This is a genomic window from Bacteriovorax stolpii (assembly GCF_002872415.1).
In the GTDB taxonomy this organism is placed as follows: domain Bacteria; phylum Bdellovibrionota; class Bacteriovoracia; order Bacteriovoracales; family Bacteriovoracaceae; genus Bacteriovorax; species Bacteriovorax stolpii.
The window spans coordinates 2040964-2058889 of the sequence record NZ_CP025704.1 but is presented as its reverse complement, the minus strand read 5'-3'; the positions used below and the strand labels follow the sequence as shown (position 1 = coordinate 2058889).

The following is a 17926-nucleotide window of genomic DNA, read 5'->3' as shown; positions in this document are numbered from 1 at the left end:
TAATTTAAGGAATGTAATGATGAAAAAAATTGTATTTTTAATTTTGTATTTCCTAAGCCTTCAGGCTTATGGGATGGATGTTTACTGTAATGGTGCTCCGACTTTACCTCATCCAAATGGTGGAGGGAATGTTGCATTGACTGCAATGGTTGATTCGACGGCGATTGTTGGGCCGAATGCTTCGGTTTGCGAGTATGCGACAGTCTTAGGGGCATCGCAAGTAAATGATTCAGCACGAGTTTATGGTAATGCTCGAATTAGTAATGGTGCAATTATTTCAGGATTAGCAGAAGTTTTTGGTAATGCAATTGTTTCTTCAGGAGATTCAGCTCAGATTGTAAAGATCGCAGGCTCAGCTAAGGTTTATGGAAACGCAATTATTCTTGATAATGCGAATGTTAGATCAGTTGCAAAAGTATATGATAATGCAAGAGTGAGTATGAATGCGGTTATTGATGAAGATTCTCAAGTGTTCGGGAGCGCCACTATTACGGGGACAGCCGTAATTAAAGGAACTTCAAGAATTTCTGGTACTGCTTATATTGGGTTAAATATCATTGCAAGTGGTTCTACATATATTTGTGTAATTGCTGGTTATCCATCAAATACAATCCTTAATAATGTTTTAAATTGTCCTGGCGGCTCATCTCTTGAGTCTACGTCTCAGCTTGTCGCTGGAGGTAATCATACTTGTATTTTGCTAGCAAATGGAAGGATGAGGTGTTGGGGGCATAATAATTCTGGGCAGCTTGGCATAAATGGAAATACCAATGTTGGTAATAATCAGCCACCAAAGTCGTACCCATATGTTGCTTTAGGTGTTTCTAAGATTGCAGCAGGCTTATCCCATACATGCTCGATAATTAATGGTTTAGCTCGCTGTTGGGGATTGAATTCTTCTGGTCAGCTAGGCAATGGAACACTTGTAAATACAAATACGCCTGGTGTCGCCATTGATTTAAGTGGTGAAATTATAGTTCAAATAGCAGCAGGGAATGCGCATACATGTGCTCTGACGAATAATGGGAAAATTCGTTGTTGGGGAGACAATACTTACGGGCAACTTGGTTATGCAAACATGACAACATTAAAGCTACCAGGTGATTATTTAGATATGGCCGGTACTGGTGCCGGGAGTGGAGTTGTTACTCAAATAGTTGCAGGAAGCTTTCATACGTGTGCGCTTCTAAATACAATGGAAGTGCGTTGTTGGGGAAGAGCAGTTGAAGGACAGCTTGGACGTGGAAATATTGACAACGTAGGAGATGATGAGTCTCCAGGCTCTGTGGATATTGTCAAGTTTGACTTATCTACTAATCACAAGGCTATTCAAATAAGTGCAGGTGCAAATCATACTTGTGTGTTAAATACGAACGGTAATGTTCGTTGTTGGGGGCTTAATAATGTCGGTCAGCTTGGTCAAGGATACACTGTTAATATTGGAGATGATGAAGAACCGTCATTTATTGATGATGTTAACTTAGGAGGATCTAAAGTAGTCAGCTTATCTTCGGGAATTAGTAATCATACTTGTGCAGTACTGGCCAGCGGCAAGTTTTATTGCTGGGGTGGAAATAGTAATGGACCGCTTGGATATGGAAATACAGTCAATGTAGGAGACGACGAAATTCCATACGATGTTAAGGAGGTCATTGTCGGCGATACAGCTATTCAGATTATGACAGGAGCTTCTCACTCATGTGCGCTTTTTTCTACTAAAGGTGTCCGTTGTTGGGGGTTGGGTTCTGACGGGCAATTAGGATATGGAAATACTACAACCATAACTTCTCCGGGGGGAAATGTGCCAAGTCAATTCGTAAAGCATGAAAAAAAATGGAGAAAAAATGAAAACTAACTTTATAGTAGCATTGTATGCATTCTTCACTATTGCCTTGTTGTCGACTGGATATGCTTCAGTTTGTCCAGATCTTTCAATAGGGGGAGCACCTCATCCAAATGGTGGAGGATTTGTTGCTGCAACAGCTATAGTAGATTCAACTGTCGTTGTAACCACAAATGCAAGCGTATGTGAGGATGCAATCGTTACTGGTGATGCAATTATTGATGAAGATGCACGTGTGAAAGGTAATGCTCGCATTGAAGGTAATGCAATTATTAAAGGGCGAGCTTTAATTTATGGAGATGCACGTATCATTGATAATGCTATTGTTGAAGGAGATGCACACATTTATGGAAATGCATTAATTAAAGAGAATGCAAAGATTTCGAATCGTGCACAGATTTATGGAAATGCAACAATAGAAGGAAGTTCTACTGTTTATGGATATGTTCAAGTTTCCGGTTTTGCAAAAATTAAAGATAACGCTAAAGTTTTCGGAAATGCCCGTATTTTAGGAAATTCTACAGTTATGTCAAAGGCCAGTGTTTATGAATATGCTTACTTGAATGGATATATTTTAGCCTCTGGAAATGCAAAAATTAGAGGATCTTCTCAATTTTATGGAAAAGTTACAGTTCTTCATAGTGCGGAAGTGTCAGGTAGTGTTTATGCAAAAGGAATAGATATTTATATTGCAGATAATGCGAAAGTGTTAGGTTCAGTCTTGTTAAACGATTCTGTTCGAATTTATGGGTTCGCAACTGTTTTTGAAAATAGTATTTTGAAAAATAGTGCTGAAGTTTTTGATAATGCAATTGTTTCAGGAAGTGTTACTGTTTCTGGAAATGCGAAGGTTTTTGATCGTGCTCTAGTCTCGGCTTCTCTCATTACAGACAATGCACTTATTTATGGTAAGGCTCAAGTTGTTGAGTCTGCTGTTGTTAAAAATTCATCAAGAGTTTTTGGAGAGGCAAGTGTCGGGGGAAGTGTAAATCTTCTTGATGCTTCAAAAGTCTATGGTCATGCGGTTATGTATGGAGCTTCTTCTGCGGAACTTGACGGAGAAGTTTTTGAGAGCGCTCAAATCTCTGGGAATGCGGTAGTTTCTGGCGGCGGTCGAGCTCATGGAAATGTGGTTATACGAGGAAACGCCCTCCTTGTTATTGATGTTGATACAGGTGAATTTCAATAATTATTTTTTTGAGGATTAATATGAAATATTTTTTCTTTTTTTTTAGTTTTTTATTTTTTGTAAATGCGAATGCGCTTGATCGCTTTTGTAATGGGGCACCAACAACCATTCAAGCAAATGGCGGAGGTCGCGTTGCTCTGACCGCTATCGTCGAAGCTACTGTTTTTGTAGGCCCAGAAGCTGCTGTTTGTGAATATGCAATGGTCTTTGGTATGGCTCAAGTTAGAGATAATTCTCGAGTATATGGGAAAGCTCAAGTTGGAGATGGGACTATTGTTTCAGGGGATGCGGAAGTCTTTGGGAATGCGATGCTTGCATCTAACTCACCATCAAGCATTACTAAAATTTTGGATAATTCAAAAATTTATGGGAATGCGAGTGTTATAGACGGATCAACAATCAAAGGAAGTGCGCGCGTTTTTGAAAATGCTCGTATTAGTTTAAATGCCACTATAGAAGGGTTTGCTCAGGTCTATGGAAGTGCAACCATTACAGATACAGCCTTAGTTAAAGGTTCATCTCGAATCCATGGTAATGCATTCATTGGTTTAAATACAGTTGTAAGTGGAGATTCCAATCTATGTAGCCTGAAAAAATATCCAGTGGATACAGTGCTATCTAATGCGATCTATTGTCTTGTTTCCCCTAAGCCTATTCCTTCTGTTGTGAGTGTGACACCTAATAATGGACCAGTTAGTGGAGGAACAACGATTCTAATTGTTGGAACAAATTTTACATCAGGGGATAGTGTTTTTGTTGGAGGGGCATCTTGTTCCTCTGTTTTAGTTATTAATCCAACAACTATTTCGTGTACAACATCGACCCGTATGGCTGGAGCTGCTAATGTAGTTGTAACAAATGTTGATTCAAAATCAGGAATGTTGCTTAATGGATACACTTACAACGAAGCTCCTTCCATTACAAGTATAACACCGACAGGAGGAATACTAGCAGGGGGAACTCCTGTTGTAATAAAAGGAAATAATTTTATTCCTGGAGTTGCCGTCAACTTAGGAGGGGCTACTTGTAGCGTAGCTTCTGTAAATACAACGACTATTAACTGTACAACGACTTCTCACGCAGCCGGAGTTGTAGCTGTCAACGTAATGAATCCTGATGGTCAGTTTAAAGCTCTTAATCGAGCATATGCATATAGGGGATTACCTGTAGTTGTAAATGTTCTTCCTAAAATTGGTTCCTTGTCTGGAGGATCGCCTATTACTATCTTAGGAAGCAATTTTACTTCTGGCGCAAGTGTAGAGCTTGATGGAGTGGCTTGTTTAAATGTTAATGTCCAAAGTTCAACAAAAATTTCCTGCACTCCTGCAGCACATTCAGCTGGTGCTGTGAATGTCAGAGTGACAAACGTTGATTCCCAGACGGGGGTTCTTGTCGATGGATATATTTATCAAGGTGCGCCTACAATAGCTAGTGTTACTCCAAATGTAGGCGCTCTTGCAGGAGGGAATACTATAACTATTAATGGAGCTAATTATTTTCCAGGCGCAACTGTTTTAGTTGGAAGTAATGCTTGTACTTCAATTATTGTACTAAGTTCGACAGCAATTCAATGTAAGGTACCTGCTCGAGCAGCAGGAACTGTGAGTATTTTAATTACTAATATTGATAATCAGTCCGTAAGTCTAACTAATGGATATACTTATCAAACTTCTCCAGTAATTTATAATGTTTCTCCTAGTAGCGGTTTCTCGGTAGGCGCAACAGATATTACAATAACAGGAAATAACTTCTTAGCTGGGGCTACCATTGATATGGGGGGATCTGTTTGCGGTAATGTTACTGTTCAGAATTCAACGACCATAAAATGTAAGACAAGTGCTCATGCAGCAGGGACTGTAAATGTTAAGGTTACTAATTCAGATTCACAGGCATACACACTGCTAAATGGCTTTTATTATACTGAAACTCCAACCGTGAAAGTTAATAGTATCTATCCATCAGGAGGTCCAATTGCTGGAGGAACAACGATTAATATCTCAGGACAATATTTTCTTTCTGGAGCTTCTGTTGATATCGGGGGAGTCGCCTGCGGTAATGTGAACGTTGTATCTTCATATAATATAACTTGCGTAACAAGTTCTAGGGCTGCAGGAACAGTAAATGTCACTGTTACGAATCCAAATACTCAAGTAGGCTCTCTGAATAATGGATATACTTACAGGGCAGTACCTGTCGTTGCGGGTATTTCGCCTAGTTCTGGAACTCAATTTGGAGGTCAGGCGGTAACAATTACAGGAAGTCATTTCACTCCTGGTATAAGTGTTTCTCTCGGTGGGGCAAGTTGCAAAAATATTATTGTAATAGATAGTTCAACAATAACATGCCTAACCTCATCGCATGCGATAGGGAGTGTTTCAGTCGATGTGACGGATCTTGATTCACAAATTGGGACTTTACCAAATGGATATGTGTATCAACAGTTTCCCCGTGTCTCTTCAGTTGTTCCCGCAAATGGCGCTGTTGCCGGAGGAACATCTGTAACATTAAACGGTGAGAACTTTTTGACTGGTGCAAGTGTTGATTTTGGTGGAGCTGCTTGTAATGTGACTGCCTTAAGTTCGACAATGATTACATGTACTACGAGTGCACATTCTTCAGGTGTTGTTCCTGTAACGATTCTCAATCCAGATGGAAGAGCATCTGTAGTCAATGATAAGTTCACATATAGGGATGCGCTAACGGTTGCAGCTATTTTTCCAACAAATGGTTCAATCAATGGTGGAACGTTTGTAACAATCTCTGGAACAAATTTTTATACAGGTATTGAAGTTAAAGTTGGAACTTCACCTTGCTATCCTGTTGCCGTTAAGAGTTCAACAGAATTGACATGCTCAACGAGTGCTCATGCATCGGCCGTGGTAGCTGTTCAGGTTATTGCCCATGGACAAACAGCTGGTCTTGGCTCAGCTTTTACTTATCGTGCTCCTATAACTCTGACGGCAGTTTCTAAAGTGAATGCAGGTCCAGGTCATACATGTGCACGCCTTAATAATGGTGATGTTCGCTGTTGGGGGCGCGGCTCTAATGGACAGCTTGGGGACGGGAATGGTGCAGAGGTTTCTCCATCACCAGGTAGTAATATAAATTTAGGATCTTCTGCTACTCAAGTTGTAGTTAGTAATTCAGGTACATATGTTGCATCGACTTGCGCGATTCTTAGTAATGGATCTTTAAAATGTTGGGGGGCCAATGATTCTGGCCAACTTGGTTATGGGGATCAATTACAGCGATTTACACCTGGTGGAGTGATAGACTTAGGAGGAAGTGTTTCTCAAGTCTCTTTAGGGGCAAGTCACGCGTGTGCACTACTTGTTTCTGGATCTGTTCGTTGTTGGGGAAATAATTTCTATGGCCAACTTGGCTATGGAGATACGTCAACAATATTTTCACCGGGAGGAATTTTAAATTTTGGCGAATCGGTTACTCAGATTTCAGCAGGTGGCTATCATACATGTGCACTCTTGGCTTCGGGCTCAGTTCGCTGTTGGGGTTATAATAATGTTGGCCAACTTGGCTATGGGGATACTGATAATAGATCGTTGCCTGGAGGAAATGTTGCTCTTGGGGGCGTTGCCACGCAAATTGTCACTAGCAATTCTCATACATGTGCTCTTCTCAACACAGGCGCTGTTCGATGTTGGGGAGATAATGGTTCGGGAGAGCTTGGATATGGCGATAATGTTATAAGGCTCTCACCTGGTGGGAATATTAATTTAGGTGGTGTCGCAACTCAGATTTCAATCGCATATTCTAGTTCGTGCGCTCTTCTTAATACAGGATCTATGCGATGCTGGGGAAATAACAATTGGGGACAGTTAGGGTATGGAGATGCCACTAGCAGACCTTCGCCAGGGGGAGATGTTCCATTGGGAGTTTCAGCTACTCAAATTTCAGTAGGGGCTGGCTACGCATGTGCTGTGACGAATACAGGAACTATTAGATGCTGGGGGAACAATTATCACGGTCAGCTTGGTAATGGTACTCGTCAGGATCAATATTTTCCTTGGGATGATGTTAGTTCTTTCGCAGGCAATTCTGTAAAAAAGAAATCCCACAAAAACTACGTAGAAGTTTTCCAAAACAACAAAGAAAAATACTGGAGCGACAATGAATAAAAATATTAAATTATCTCTTGTGACTTTTGTTACGTTCTCAGGAATCGCAAGTGCATCAGTCTGTCCAGATATGACAATTGGCGGAGCTCCACATCCAAATGGCGGTGGCTTCGTCGCTGCCACTGCTAGTGTACAAAATACAGTTACAGTTGGACCAAACGCAAGTGTATGTGAAACCGCAATCGTTACAGGAAATGTGACGATTGCTGATATTGCTCGTGTTCAAGGCTCAGCTAATGTTTCTGGCTCTGCTACTATTAATGGCAATGCACTTGTTTATGGAAATGCAAATATCGAAGGTGGGCTTATCACAAACAATGCGCATGTTTATGGTTCAGCACGCATCGCAGACAATGCAATTGTTGCTCAAGATGCCCATGTTTATGGAAACGCATCTTTAGCAGATTCCACAGTTGTTTCTAGTTTTGCGGAAATCTCAGGCAATGCTGAACTTCACGATGCGTCTCAAGTTTTTGGGAGAGCAAAAGTTTTAGGAGATGCGAAACTTTTTGGAAATTCATCAATCTCTGATGTTGCCATAGTAAATGGAGAGGTATCTCTTTTTGGAACTTCCAAAATTAGAGGTTCCGCTCAAGTTACAGGAAGAGTTACTTTAAGCGAGCAGGCTGATGTGTATGGTGGTGCAGATATCAAAGGAACAAATATCTTTATTGCAGATAGTGCAAAAGTTTTGGGAAATACGGTTTTAAGAGACTCTGTAAAAATCTATGGGCTTGCAACAGTCTATGGAAGTTCAACCGTGAAAGACGATGCAGAAATTTTTGGAAGATCTCTTGTATCAGGAAGTGTTCTTGTTGAAAAATCGGCTCAGATTTTTGACAATGCCATTGTGAATGGAAAAACTGTAAGTGGGAACGCTATGGTTTATGGGCGTTCTCAGATAACGGAAGGAGCTTCTGCTAGAGGCAGCTCTCGTATTTATGGAGAGGCCATTATTTCTGGTAAAGCTCTTGTTACTGGAACAGCTAGAGTTTATGGCCAAGCTGGGGTATACGATGATGCCATAGTTGAATCAAACGGCTCAGTCTATGACGTAGCCCAAGTCTACGGGCGCGCAGTCATCTCTACAGGTGGCGTGGCCCATGGAAATGCATCGATTTTTGGAACTTACAAATTAACGACAGATGTTTCAGAAGGAAATTACGAGTAAATAACTATTAAGGATAGGGAAGGCAATCCATTAGATTAGGGATTGTCTCCCCACTTTTTCTTCGCTAAACTATCCTTGTTAAGACACAAGGAAGTTGTTTAATGTTTCAAAGTTTAGGCCTTCTGGTTATTTCTAACCTCTTTATGACGTTTGCCTGGTACGGGCATTTAAAAAGCAATCAGCATTCAAAATTATGGATGGTTATTCTCGTTTCATGGGGAATCGCTTTTTTCGAATACTGCTTTCAGGTTCCGGCCAACAGGATCGGAATCCAGCACATGAATATCGCCCAGCTTAAAGTCGCTCAGGAAGTTATTACGATGACTGTCTTTGGGCTTTTTGCCGTTTTATATATGAAAGTTCCGCTGACAAAAAACTTTCTCTATGCCAGTATCTGTCTGGTGATGGCGGCGTTTTTTATGTTCAGGGATAGAGTCTAAAAGAGGGAAGAGATGGGAAAAGTTATTAGTTTCATCAATCAAAAAGGTGGCGTTGGTAAAACGACCATGGCCTTCAATACAGCTTTTGCGTTGGCGCAAAAAGGAAAGAAGGTCCTAGCCATCGATCTTGATCCTCAAGCGAATCTCACTCTTTTATTTGAAGCAAAAAATAATTACAATCTTCACCACCTTTTAATTAACTCGATTAAAGAATTAAAGATGATCCACGTTCCGGCGATGCTCTCGGAAATTCTTCATTACTCGAAAGGAAATGCAGTTGTTGATCTGATTCCAGGGGGCCAGGAGCTTTCAGGTTTTGATCTAACAGTGGCCGGAATCAATGCTCCAAGACAGCTGATTCTGAGAAAATTTTTAGAGATCAACACGCTTAAAGACCGCTATGACTATATCGTGATTGATTGCCCGCCGACACTAGGGCTTTTAGTGATCAACGCTCTTTGTGCCAGCGACGGGGTGATCATTCCATTTAAGGCGGATGATTTTTCACAGAAAGGGTTAGAGCATTTTTATCAGGTATTATCCGACATCTCTGATATGGGAATCGTAAAATCTCCGGATATCGTTCTTCATGTGCCTAATTTGGTTGATTTGAGACGAAAACAAGAAAATGATGATTTGACAAAAATTATTGAGATCGTAGATCAGGAAATTGGGGAGGGGAAAGTCTTCTCGCCTTTTTTAAATAAAGCAGGTCTTGTAAAATCACTATCAGGAAGAAAATCCGTTTTTGATTTTAAGGGGCAGGATTTTAATGAGCTTCGCGAGAAGTTCACGGGAATCGCCGACAAGATCGAGGAGTGGGCAAATGTCAGACAACAATAAAAAAAGTTCTAATCCGCTATACGTTGTCAGCAACAATGGAGTTGACGTGGAAGCAGCTAACAGTATCTTAGATTTGATTTTAAAGAAGACTGGTCTTGATCAATTAATTCCCATCTTAGAGAGCATCATGCAGATGTTTTTATCGCAAGTGACGTCGTACCCGATGTTTCTTGAAGTGAAAAAAATCTTTGATGCCATTTTCGAAAAAGCTATTGAGCTAATGTTTCAAGCTCAGCAGTTAATGCAAAAAAAGAAAGCTTAATTTTTAGGGGCGATAAGTACAGCGGAATCCAAACTGCTCGTAGGCCAGAGTTGGATCGTAGAAACTTAGGTTGAAAACACCCCCGACTCCACCATTATACCAGGCCCCGCCTCTCATGACGGCTTCTCTGTCTGTTAATGAAGCTGGGTTATAAGAGCCGACGTAATTATTATAATTATAAGCTGGATGGGCCGAGAAGGCCGTATTGATGTTGATGACATCACTTGAGCTGATTTTAGTGTCGAGCTCAGAGTAGTCGCGCCAGTAATCGACAGTGTCGCCATTCTTATAGGCCTTATCACAAGTTGTCCCGTTACAAGTCACACTCCAGTCAACCCATTCTTCAACGTTCCCTGAAATGTCCCAAATATCTTCACCCGTTGAAAGCCTGTGAGTTCGCTTGTGCACGAATGTTCCCGCTCCTGCACAAGTGTTGGCGGCAGTATTATAAAGACAGTTCGCGGCACTTGAGGGTGCAGTGGTGTTATTGTCAAATCCATCAGACCAGTTGCTGGCACTCCACCCACGATTTAAATAATCTGTCCCTTTTACACCGTTGAGCCAGTTGCTGCTTTGGTCTTCAATGTTTCTGGCCACTGCTTGCCATTCAGGATTGGAGATCAGGCCGTAACCACTTCCAAGAGCTGCACAGGCGGTGCGCGCATTGATTTGTGAAATGTAATTCCAGGCCGCACCTGCACTGCCTGAAAAAGGTTTGTTGTTATAAATGCGTGCTTCATATTTCATGACACAAAAGTCTGCCGAGACACCAACGGTATTGTCAGCAGGGACTTGAAGGAAGTCACCAAAGGTTTGCGGGCATGTTCTAGTGAATGTCGCTGTGGCGGTCGAACAAGTTGATAAATTCCCCATAGAGTTTTCAATCTGAACAGCAAAAGTAGCAAGACCCAAAGGAAGAGTACTTGAGACTAAATCAATGCTTGATGATGTGGCCGTGCCTGTTGCGACTTCATTTGTACATGAAGAATCAGAAAACAGGTGAACGATCTCGCCTGATTTTATGCCGGCAACTCTAATAGTTGCTGTACTCGCTGAACTTGAAGCGGCACCTGGTGCAATTCTTGTCAGAGAGCTTGGCCCGGAGCTTTGGGTATCAAGAGTTGCTGATTGGTTGTTAGTGTTGGCATCACTTGTCCCAACATTCGTGCGAAGTCGTACGCGGTATGAATATGTGTTCCCTGGAGTCAGACCACTGATCGTTGTCGTATTTGAAGCCTGGCCTACGACTGTAAGTTTTAATACGGGAACACCTGCCACAATGTCGTAGACATCATAAGCGATAGCGCTGGCGTGTGCTGTCCAGTTTAAAGTCACAGTTGAATCAGTGTGAGCGATAGACGTGATCCCTGCAAAAACTAAAGATGAATCGACTCCATTCGTGGTAGTGCCACCAGAAGCTCCACCGTCGGTTTTTGCATCGGTTTCAACCGGCTTGCGGTCAATTTTAATAGGGTTCTCCACGCAACTTGAAACAAGCAGCATGGTGGAAAGAAAAAATAGACTTGTGGCCGTTTTGATTCCCATAGTGATGGTATTTTATCGGCAAAGTAAGTATTTACTTAATATTAGGGGAGAGGGTCACTCAGGTGAGTGTCCCTCTTATGGTTAGGAGTTTATTTAATGGATAATACTGCATCTTTTGCGTTACTGAAGTAATCTTGTCCATAATTGCGGTAGAGCTCTTTCATCGATACTTCTGAAATACCTGTCAGTGCCAGAAGTGCTTTCACATCGTATGAAGTGTTGTAGTAATTTGATTCGTAACTATAGGCGTGATCGTATAATTGTTTTCCTTCCTGAGAGATCATAAAACTAGTGTGCTCCTGGTAAGCAAGGGCGACATCAAAAGAAAATTTGCTCGTTGAAATCGTCGCAGCTTTTAAATCTGAACGCACGACAACTTTAATTTGGTTAACTTCCTTTACCGGAAATTTGTATTTATCGTAAGCGCTTTCAAAGAGGCCTAGGTCTGTTTTATTCTTTTTTACGGTAATCTGGAAATCATCCCAATGGCCGTCGGCCTGTCTTTCGATAATTGAATCAGTTAATGTTTTCCTAAGAATATTAGAGACGTTTTGTGGAGAGTAGTCTTTGTTTAAGTAGGCAGACCTGACGATGTTGACGCCCGGAATGTAGACGTAAAAGTCTTTTTTCATATCAATGGCAAAACCATTTCTAGCGACAGTGACAAACACTAATTTTTTATTCATCCATTCATTCATCGACTTATTAAAGTTAGTGAGAACGGCCTGCTCTTTTAGAGAAAGTTTAACTGAAAGCTCTTCCAGGTCTTGAAGATCGCTGTTCATTTTTGCAATCTGATTTGAAAGCTGATCAGCCTCTTTAAAAGTAATAAATCGTTGGGCCTTCATTGAATACTCAATGTATTTTCCAAGAACTTTACTAACGCGTTCTTCTTCGCCAATTGTTTTTTTCAGTTCTTCCTGAGCTTTTTGGAAGACTTTTAAGTGATCAGGATTGACGACGGCCAGTGAATAAACTTTTTCTTTGGCATCGCGGACTCCCGATTCTTCTTTATAAACTGTCGGACTATTTTTTATTAAATTGGCCATGGCCTCAGGGCCAAAGAAGACGTTTTCTTTTTCACCGTCTCTCATGGCCGCGAATGAAACTTGTCTGACAATAGAAGATATTGGTTGAGTGTAATTTTCATTGGGGATAACATGCGCGCGGTTGGCGAGCAGGTTATCGATTGAGTTCTTGTTTTTTACCAGGCTTGCCTGAAGCTCTTTAATCTCTTCTAATGGTGTTTTTTTAGCGGCCAGGACAACTGGAGAAAAGACCAGTACAGAGGCAGATAAAACCCATGCTTTCATAAATAAGAGCTCCGTTTAAGTGGTATAACTTATCAATGCTTTAAGCAAAGCGGGTGCCTAGTCCTGAAGGATGTTTTATTGTGGTATTGCCGGGGGAACTTTAAGAAGGGTGTCTAAAGTTTAGACAGCTGGCCGTTTGGATTAGTGACATTATCTCGCTCTGATTCGGCGAGGTTTAACAGATGTCTCAGGAGCTTTTTTGGCCTCTAAAACGGGTTTTAGGGTCTCTTTTTGAATTCCGGCCTGTCCGGTCGAGACGTCATCGCTAATGAGGTCGCTCTCGTTTAGAACGCCCGTCACAGCATCAACGTTTCTCATTTGGAGTTCTTCAGCTTTTAGCTGATTGGTCTCCAGGGCGCGAAGCTCGGCCTCAAAATCCGGGTATGGCGCCTCTGAAGCGATGGCCCCGAATGAGATAATGAATGTTAAAAGTAGTCTTTTCTTTAACATACAATTATTTTTTCACACATTTGGATTTTTTAAAAGGGCCAATGGAAATCATTCATGCTAATTAATTATTCATGAGTTACCCAGAGAATTATCCAGAAGACTTGTTATTATCGTCGTACCACTACGATCTGCCTCCAGAGTTGATTGCCCAAAGACCCGTCGATGGTGTTAACCGCCATCAGTCGCGCCTTATGGTCTATAATCAAAAGACGGACACGGTTACTCATGATTATTTTTATAATCTTCCAAAGTACCTTCCGGCCGATTCATTGATCGTGTTTAATCAGTCCAAAGTTTTTCCTTCAAGGCTTTTAGGAAATAAAAAAAGTGGCGGCAAGGCCGAGCTTTTTTTCCTTTCACATGAAACCAATCAAAATGGAAGTTATCCGGCGTTGATCAAAACCAGATCGAAAAAAAATATCGGAGATGAATACACTTTTGCCGCTGAGATGAAAGTGGAAGTTTCTGAAATCTTCTCCGATGGAACGTTCGGCGTAAAAGTCAGTCTTCCTGCTGGATTTAAAAATCTTCTGGATTACCTTGAGACCCATGCGCTTATTCCTATTCCTCCTTACATTAGAAAAGGGGAAAGTGATGAAGAAGATAAAAAAAATTACCAGACGGTTTATTCAAAACACACCGGCTCTGTGGCCGCACCTACCGCAGGATTACATTTCACCAATGACCTTTTGGAGAAATTAAAAGAATCCAACGTTGAGCGCGCGTTTGTCACTCTTCACGTAGGCCTTGGGACATTTAAGCCGGTGACGGTGGCCCATTTAAAAGATCACGTCATGCACTCGGAAGAGTATTTTGTTGATGAAGAAAATTTATCGAAAATCAGAAACGCTAAAAACGTTTTTGCGGTAGGGACGACTAGTTTAAGAGTGCTTGAGTCGAGTTATGGGAAAGATATTTCTCCCAATGAACACTATAAAACCCAGATCTTTTTGCATCCGGGCGTAGATGTGAAGAGCGTCAGTGGTCTTATCACTAATTTTCACCTCCCCGAATCTACCCTTCTTATGTTAGTCTCAGCTCTTATTGGAAGAACCAAGACCCTGGAGCTTTACGAGCTTGCGGTTAAAGAAAAATACCGCTTCTTTTCTTATGGCGATGCCATGTTGATTTTAAGGTAATTATGACAACAGAAAAAAAGATATTTAAAAAAATCGCTCAATCAAAAAAGGCCCGCGCAGGTGTGATTACAACTGCCCACGGAGAGATCGAAACGCCGATTTTTATGCCGGTAGGAACGCGTGCTTCAGTTAAGACTATGTGGCAGGAAGAACTAGAGGAGATGAACGCTCAGATCATTCTGGGAAACACGTATCACCTGTATCTTCGTCCGGGTCATGAGCTGATTGAAAAAGTAGGCGCAGGCCTGCATGGTTTCATGAAATGGGACCGCGCCATTTTAACCGACTCTGGTGGATACCAGGTTTTTTCTCTTTCTTCGATGAACAAAGTCACTGAAGAAGGAGTCACTTTTCAATCGCACTTAGATGGATCAAGACATTTAATTTCTCCAGAGAAATCAATGGAGATTCAAAGGGCCTTAGGTTCAGATATCGTTATGAACTTTGATGAATGCCCAGCGCTTCCAGCGACAAAAGATCGTTTGAGAGAAAGCATGGAGCTCACTCTAAGATGGGCCAAACGTTGCCGCGATTATCAACTTAAAGACCATCAAAATCTTTTTGGGATTATCCAGGGTGGATTACATCATGATCTGCGAACTGAGTGTATGGAAAGACTCAAAGAAATGAACTTCGAAGGTTTTGCTCTTGGTGGGCTTTCTGTCGGTGAAAAAAATGAAGAGATGGTGAGCTTCCTAGATAATTTTGTACACACGATGCCAGAAGATAAGCCGCGCTACTTAATGGGCGTTGGAAAGCCATTAGACATCTTAAACGGAATCCGCGCAGGGATTGATATGTTCGACTGCGTTCTTCCAACAAGAAATGCCAGAAACGGGCAGTTCCTCACAAAAGGTGGCCCTCTAAACATTAAAAAAGAACGCTTTAAAGAAGATCTTCTTCCACCAGATCCAGAATGTAATTGTAAGGTTTGTCGCAAATATAGCCGTGCGTATATTCGTCACTTGTTTACGGTCGGAGAATACCTGGCCGGCAACATGATCACGTATCATAACTTGTATTTTTATTTGCAAATGACTCGTGATGCAAGAGAAGCGATTAAGGCGGATAAGTTTGACGAGTTTTACTCATCGTTTTATAACTCTTACACATCAAATATGTGGAACTAACCACTTAAAAGTTTAAGGAATCAAAATGTTAAAATCACTTTTAGCTATCGTAGCACTTTCGTCAACTAATGCATTCGCTCAAGCAGCAGGTGCAGCTCCAGCGCAAAACCCAATTATGCAATTTCTTCCATTAGTTGTTGTCTTTGTTATTTTCTATTTCTTTATGATCAGACCACAGAAGAAAAAATATGAAGAAGAGCAGGCCCTGCTAGAAAAACTAGCTAAGGGAGATGAAATCTATACTAAATCTGGCCTTATCGGGACAGTTCACGGAATTACTGATACAGTAGTGACTGTAGAAGTTTCTGAAGGCGTGCGTTTCAAAGTTTTAAAGAACCAGATTGGTGGTCTTTATAAAACTCTTACTGAGTCTGCTAAAAAATAAAAACACGGAGTTTATATGTTTGGATTAGGTGCTGGTGAATTATTGTTAATTTTTGTGATCGCGATCCTATTTCTAGGGCCGAAAAAGATCCCAGAACTAGCAAAAGGTCTTGGTCAAGCAGTGCGTGAATTTCAAAAAGCACGCGACGAAATGATGAACGAGATCAACAAGCCTCATACCCCAGCTGAGCAAGGGAAAAAGGCAGACGTAGAAGTTGTTGCTCAAAAAGTCGAATCACCTGAAGCCAAAACTGACTCATCTGAATCTACAAAAGAGTCGTAAAACCGTTCTTGCAATTTCATAAATATATCAACTATACTTTCTGGTACATCCAGAAAGTATAGTTACTTTTGTCTATTAAAAGGGAGTTTTTTGATGAAGACCAACTGGTGGGTACGCTTCAGTGTACTACTCGTTCTTATTGCCGCAGCGGTAATCGTATTACTACCAACAGTGATGAAGTTTGATGAAAATGGATCTTATCCGGTCAAATCAAAAATCAATCTAGGTCTAGACCTTCAAGGTGGTCTATACATGGTTCTAGGGATCGACTTTAAAAAAGTTTATCGCGATGAAATCCAGACAAGTGCCAGAAAGATTGAATCACTTCTTAAAGATGAAGAGATCGGTTTAACAATCGGTGCTCTTGATGCCACAGACCCAATGGACCCAAAACAGGCCATTGCTCTTAACAAAGCTTCTGACATGGAAAATGCCAAGAAAAAAATCAAAACGATTTTTGGCAATACAATCAGAATCACTAAAGAAGAAGGTGAAAAACTAGAGATTGCTATGGCCCACGCGGTTAAGACTCAAATTGAGCAGCAGTCAGTAGGTAAATCAATCGAAGTTATCAGAAACCGTATCGATGAATTCGGGGTTACAGAACCAGAAATTATCGCTCAAGGTGAAGATAGAATCGTTGTTCAGCTTCCAGGTGTTCGCGATATTGAAAGAGCAAAAGAGCTTATTGGTAAAACAGCTAAGCTTGAATTCAAAATCGTAAATGACACAATCCCTCCGCAAACTCTTCAAGCATGGATGGAAAAAGCAAAAGCAGCAGGCATCGTTTATAAAAAAGGCGAGCGCTTCTCTGAATACATCAAAAAAATGAACGAATTCCTGGCAAAAGACATTCCTGAAGGACATGAACTTGCTTTCGAAAAATCTCCAACTCACGACGAGTCTCTTAACATTCCTTACGTGATTGAAGCGACTCCAAGAATTACTGGGGATGACCTGGCAGACGCCCGCGTTCAAATCGACCCACAAAAAAACCAGCCATACGTTTCTATGGAATTTAAAACTCAAGGCTCTAAGCGCTTTGAAGAAACAACTGGTGCAAACGTAGGCCGCAGAATGGCCGTTGTTCTTGACGGTAACGTTTACTCAGCTCCAATGATCCAGGGGAAAATTGCCGGTGGACACGCTCAGATCACTTTAGGTGGTGGAGCAAACTTCAATAAGACAATGACTGAAGCCCGCGACCTTGCTCTTGTTTTAAGAGCTGGTGCTCTTCCTGTTCAGCTTGATTTCCTTGAGCAAAGAACAGTTGGTCCAAACTTAGGTAACGACTCAATTGAGAAAGCAAAAGTTGCTTCTTATATTGGTTGTGGTCTCGTATTCCTTTTTGCCCTTGTTTACTACAAGTTTTCAGGTGTAATTGCGATCGTGACACTTTTATTAAACGTTCTTTTCACAGTTGCTATCTTAGTTGCGATTGATGCCACACTTACCCTTCCAGGGATTGCAGGGATCGCGCTGACAGTAGGGATGGCCGTCGACTCCAACATTATTATCTTTGAGAAGATCAGGGATGAAGTCAGAAAAGGAATCAGCAGCTACAAAGCTTTCGATATGGGATACAACTCGGCCCTTTGGACGATCCTTGATGCCCACATCACTCAAGCAGCAGCAGGTTTCTGTCTACTGAACTTCGGTACAGGTCCAATCAGAGGCTTCGCGATCACGCTTCTCATCGGTATCGCGGTTACGGTATACACAGCGTACTATGTTTCAAAAATCCTATATGAACTATATATGGAAAAAACAGACGCTAAAGAACTGAGTATTTAATTTA

15 protein-coding genes are annotated in these 17926 nt (G+C 41.4%); 12 read left to right on the top strand and 3 right to left on the bottom strand.

The genetic code is table 11. The features are described 5' to 3' along the window. Positions 1-16 precede the first annotated feature (16 nt). The 7 genes from C0V70_RS10125 to C0V70_RS10095 all read left to right on the top strand — a co-directional run bounded on the left by C0V70_RS10125 (position 17) and on the right by C0V70_RS10095 (position 9884). Positions 17-1855, top strand: coding sequence for an RCC1 domain-containing protein (locus C0V70_RS10125; protein WP_102243745.1), 1839 nt, complete (start codon positions 17-19; stop codon positions 1853-1855). Beyond that, positions 1824-3032 (top strand): LbetaH domain-containing protein, encoded by a 1209-nt coding sequence (locus C0V70_RS10120; protein ID WP_102243744.1) that lies wholly within the window; start codon positions 1824-1826, stop codon positions 3030-3032. The genes C0V70_RS10125 and C0V70_RS10120 overlap by 32 nt, the downstream gene beginning before the upstream one ends. 20 nt (positions 3033-3052) lie before the next feature. Continuing rightward, a complete protein-coding gene (locus tag C0V70_RS10115; RefSeq protein WP_102243743.1) occupies positions 3053-7168 on the top strand; it encodes an IPT/TIG domain-containing protein in 4116 nt (1371 codons plus the stop codon). Beyond that, complete coding sequence (locus tag C0V70_RS10110) at positions 7161-8339, top strand: hypothetical protein (protein WP_102243742.1); 1179 nt, start codon at positions 7161-7163, stop codon at positions 8337-8339. The genes C0V70_RS10115 and C0V70_RS10110 overlap by 8 nt, the downstream gene beginning before the upstream one ends. Before the next feature lie 101 nt (positions 8340-8440). Next, entirely contained in the window at positions 8441-8779 is a 339-nt protein-coding gene (locus C0V70_RS10105; protein ID WP_102243741.1) for a DMT family protein, read from the top strand. A 12-nt stretch (positions 8780-8791) separates the two neighbouring features. After that, positions 8792-9622 carry a ParA family protein gene (locus C0V70_RS10100; protein WP_102243740.1) on the top strand — a complete coding sequence of 277 codons (831 nt, stop codon included), beginning with the start codon at positions 8792-8794 and terminating at the stop codon, positions 9620-9622. Continuing rightward, complete coding sequence (locus C0V70_RS10095) at positions 9606-9884, top strand: hypothetical protein (protein ID WP_102243739.1); 279 nt, start codon at positions 9606-9608, stop codon at positions 9882-9884. Before C0V70_RS10100 ends, C0V70_RS10095 begins: the two co-directional genes overlap by 17 nt. Positions 9885-9887: 3 nt before the next feature. On the opposite strand, the gene C0V70_RS10090 is transcribed toward C0V70_RS10095, so the two are convergent. The 3 genes from C0V70_RS10090 to C0V70_RS10080 form a co-directional block, all read right to left on the bottom strand. Continuing rightward, the gene (locus tag C0V70_RS10090; protein WP_102243738.1) at positions 9888-11429 is read right to left on the bottom strand and encodes a fibronectin type III domain-containing protein; all 1542 of its coding nucleotides are present in this window, start codon (positions 11427-11429) and stop codon (positions 9888-9890) included. Positions 11430-11518: 89 nt separating this feature from the next. Next, positions 11519-12742, bottom strand: a complete 1224-nt coding sequence (locus C0V70_RS10085) for a hypothetical protein (RefSeq protein WP_102243737.1) — start codon at positions 12740-12742, stop codon at positions 11519-11521. Between the two features lie 150 nt (positions 12743-12892). Next, positions 12893-13192, bottom strand: coding sequence for a hypothetical protein (locus tag C0V70_RS10080; RefSeq protein ID WP_102243736.1), 300 nt, complete (start codon positions 13190-13192; stop codon positions 12893-12895). 71 nt (positions 13193-13263) lie between these two features. Here C0V70_RS10080 and queA point away from each other — a divergent pair, with 71 nt between their 5' ends. The 5 genes from queA to secD all read left to right on the top strand — a co-directional run bounded on the left by queA (position 13264) and on the right by secD (position 17922). Continuing rightward, the gene (queA, locus tag C0V70_RS10075; RefSeq protein WP_208107825.1) at positions 13264-14331 is read left to right on the top strand and encodes a tRNA preQ1(34) S-adenosylmethionine ribosyltransferase-isomerase QueA; all 1068 of its coding nucleotides are present in this window, start codon (positions 13264-13266) and stop codon (positions 14329-14331) included. 2 nt (positions 14332-14333) lie between these two features. Then, positions 14334-15461: a tRNA guanosine(34) transglycosylase Tgt gene (tgt, locus tag C0V70_RS10070; RefSeq protein ID WP_102243735.1), complete on the top strand. Its 1128-nt coding sequence runs from the start codon at positions 14334-14336 to the stop codon at positions 15459-15461. A gap of 25 nt (positions 15462-15486) precedes the next feature. Next, positions 15487-15846 (top strand): preprotein translocase subunit YajC, encoded by a 360-nt coding sequence (gene yajC, locus C0V70_RS10065; RefSeq protein WP_102243734.1) that lies wholly within the window; start codon positions 15487-15489, stop codon positions 15844-15846. A gap of 15 nt (positions 15847-15861) precedes the next feature. Continuing rightward, positions 15862-16128, top strand: a complete 267-nt coding sequence (gene tatA, locus C0V70_RS10060; protein WP_102243733.1) for a twin-arginine translocase TatA/TatE family subunit — start codon at positions 15862-15864, stop codon at positions 16126-16128. A gap of 93 nt (positions 16129-16221) precedes the next feature. After that, entirely contained in the window at positions 16222-17922 is a 1701-nt protein-coding gene (secD, locus tag C0V70_RS10055; protein ID WP_102243732.1) for a protein translocase subunit SecD, read from the top strand. The last annotated feature ends 4 nt before the right edge of the window (positions 17923-17926 follow it).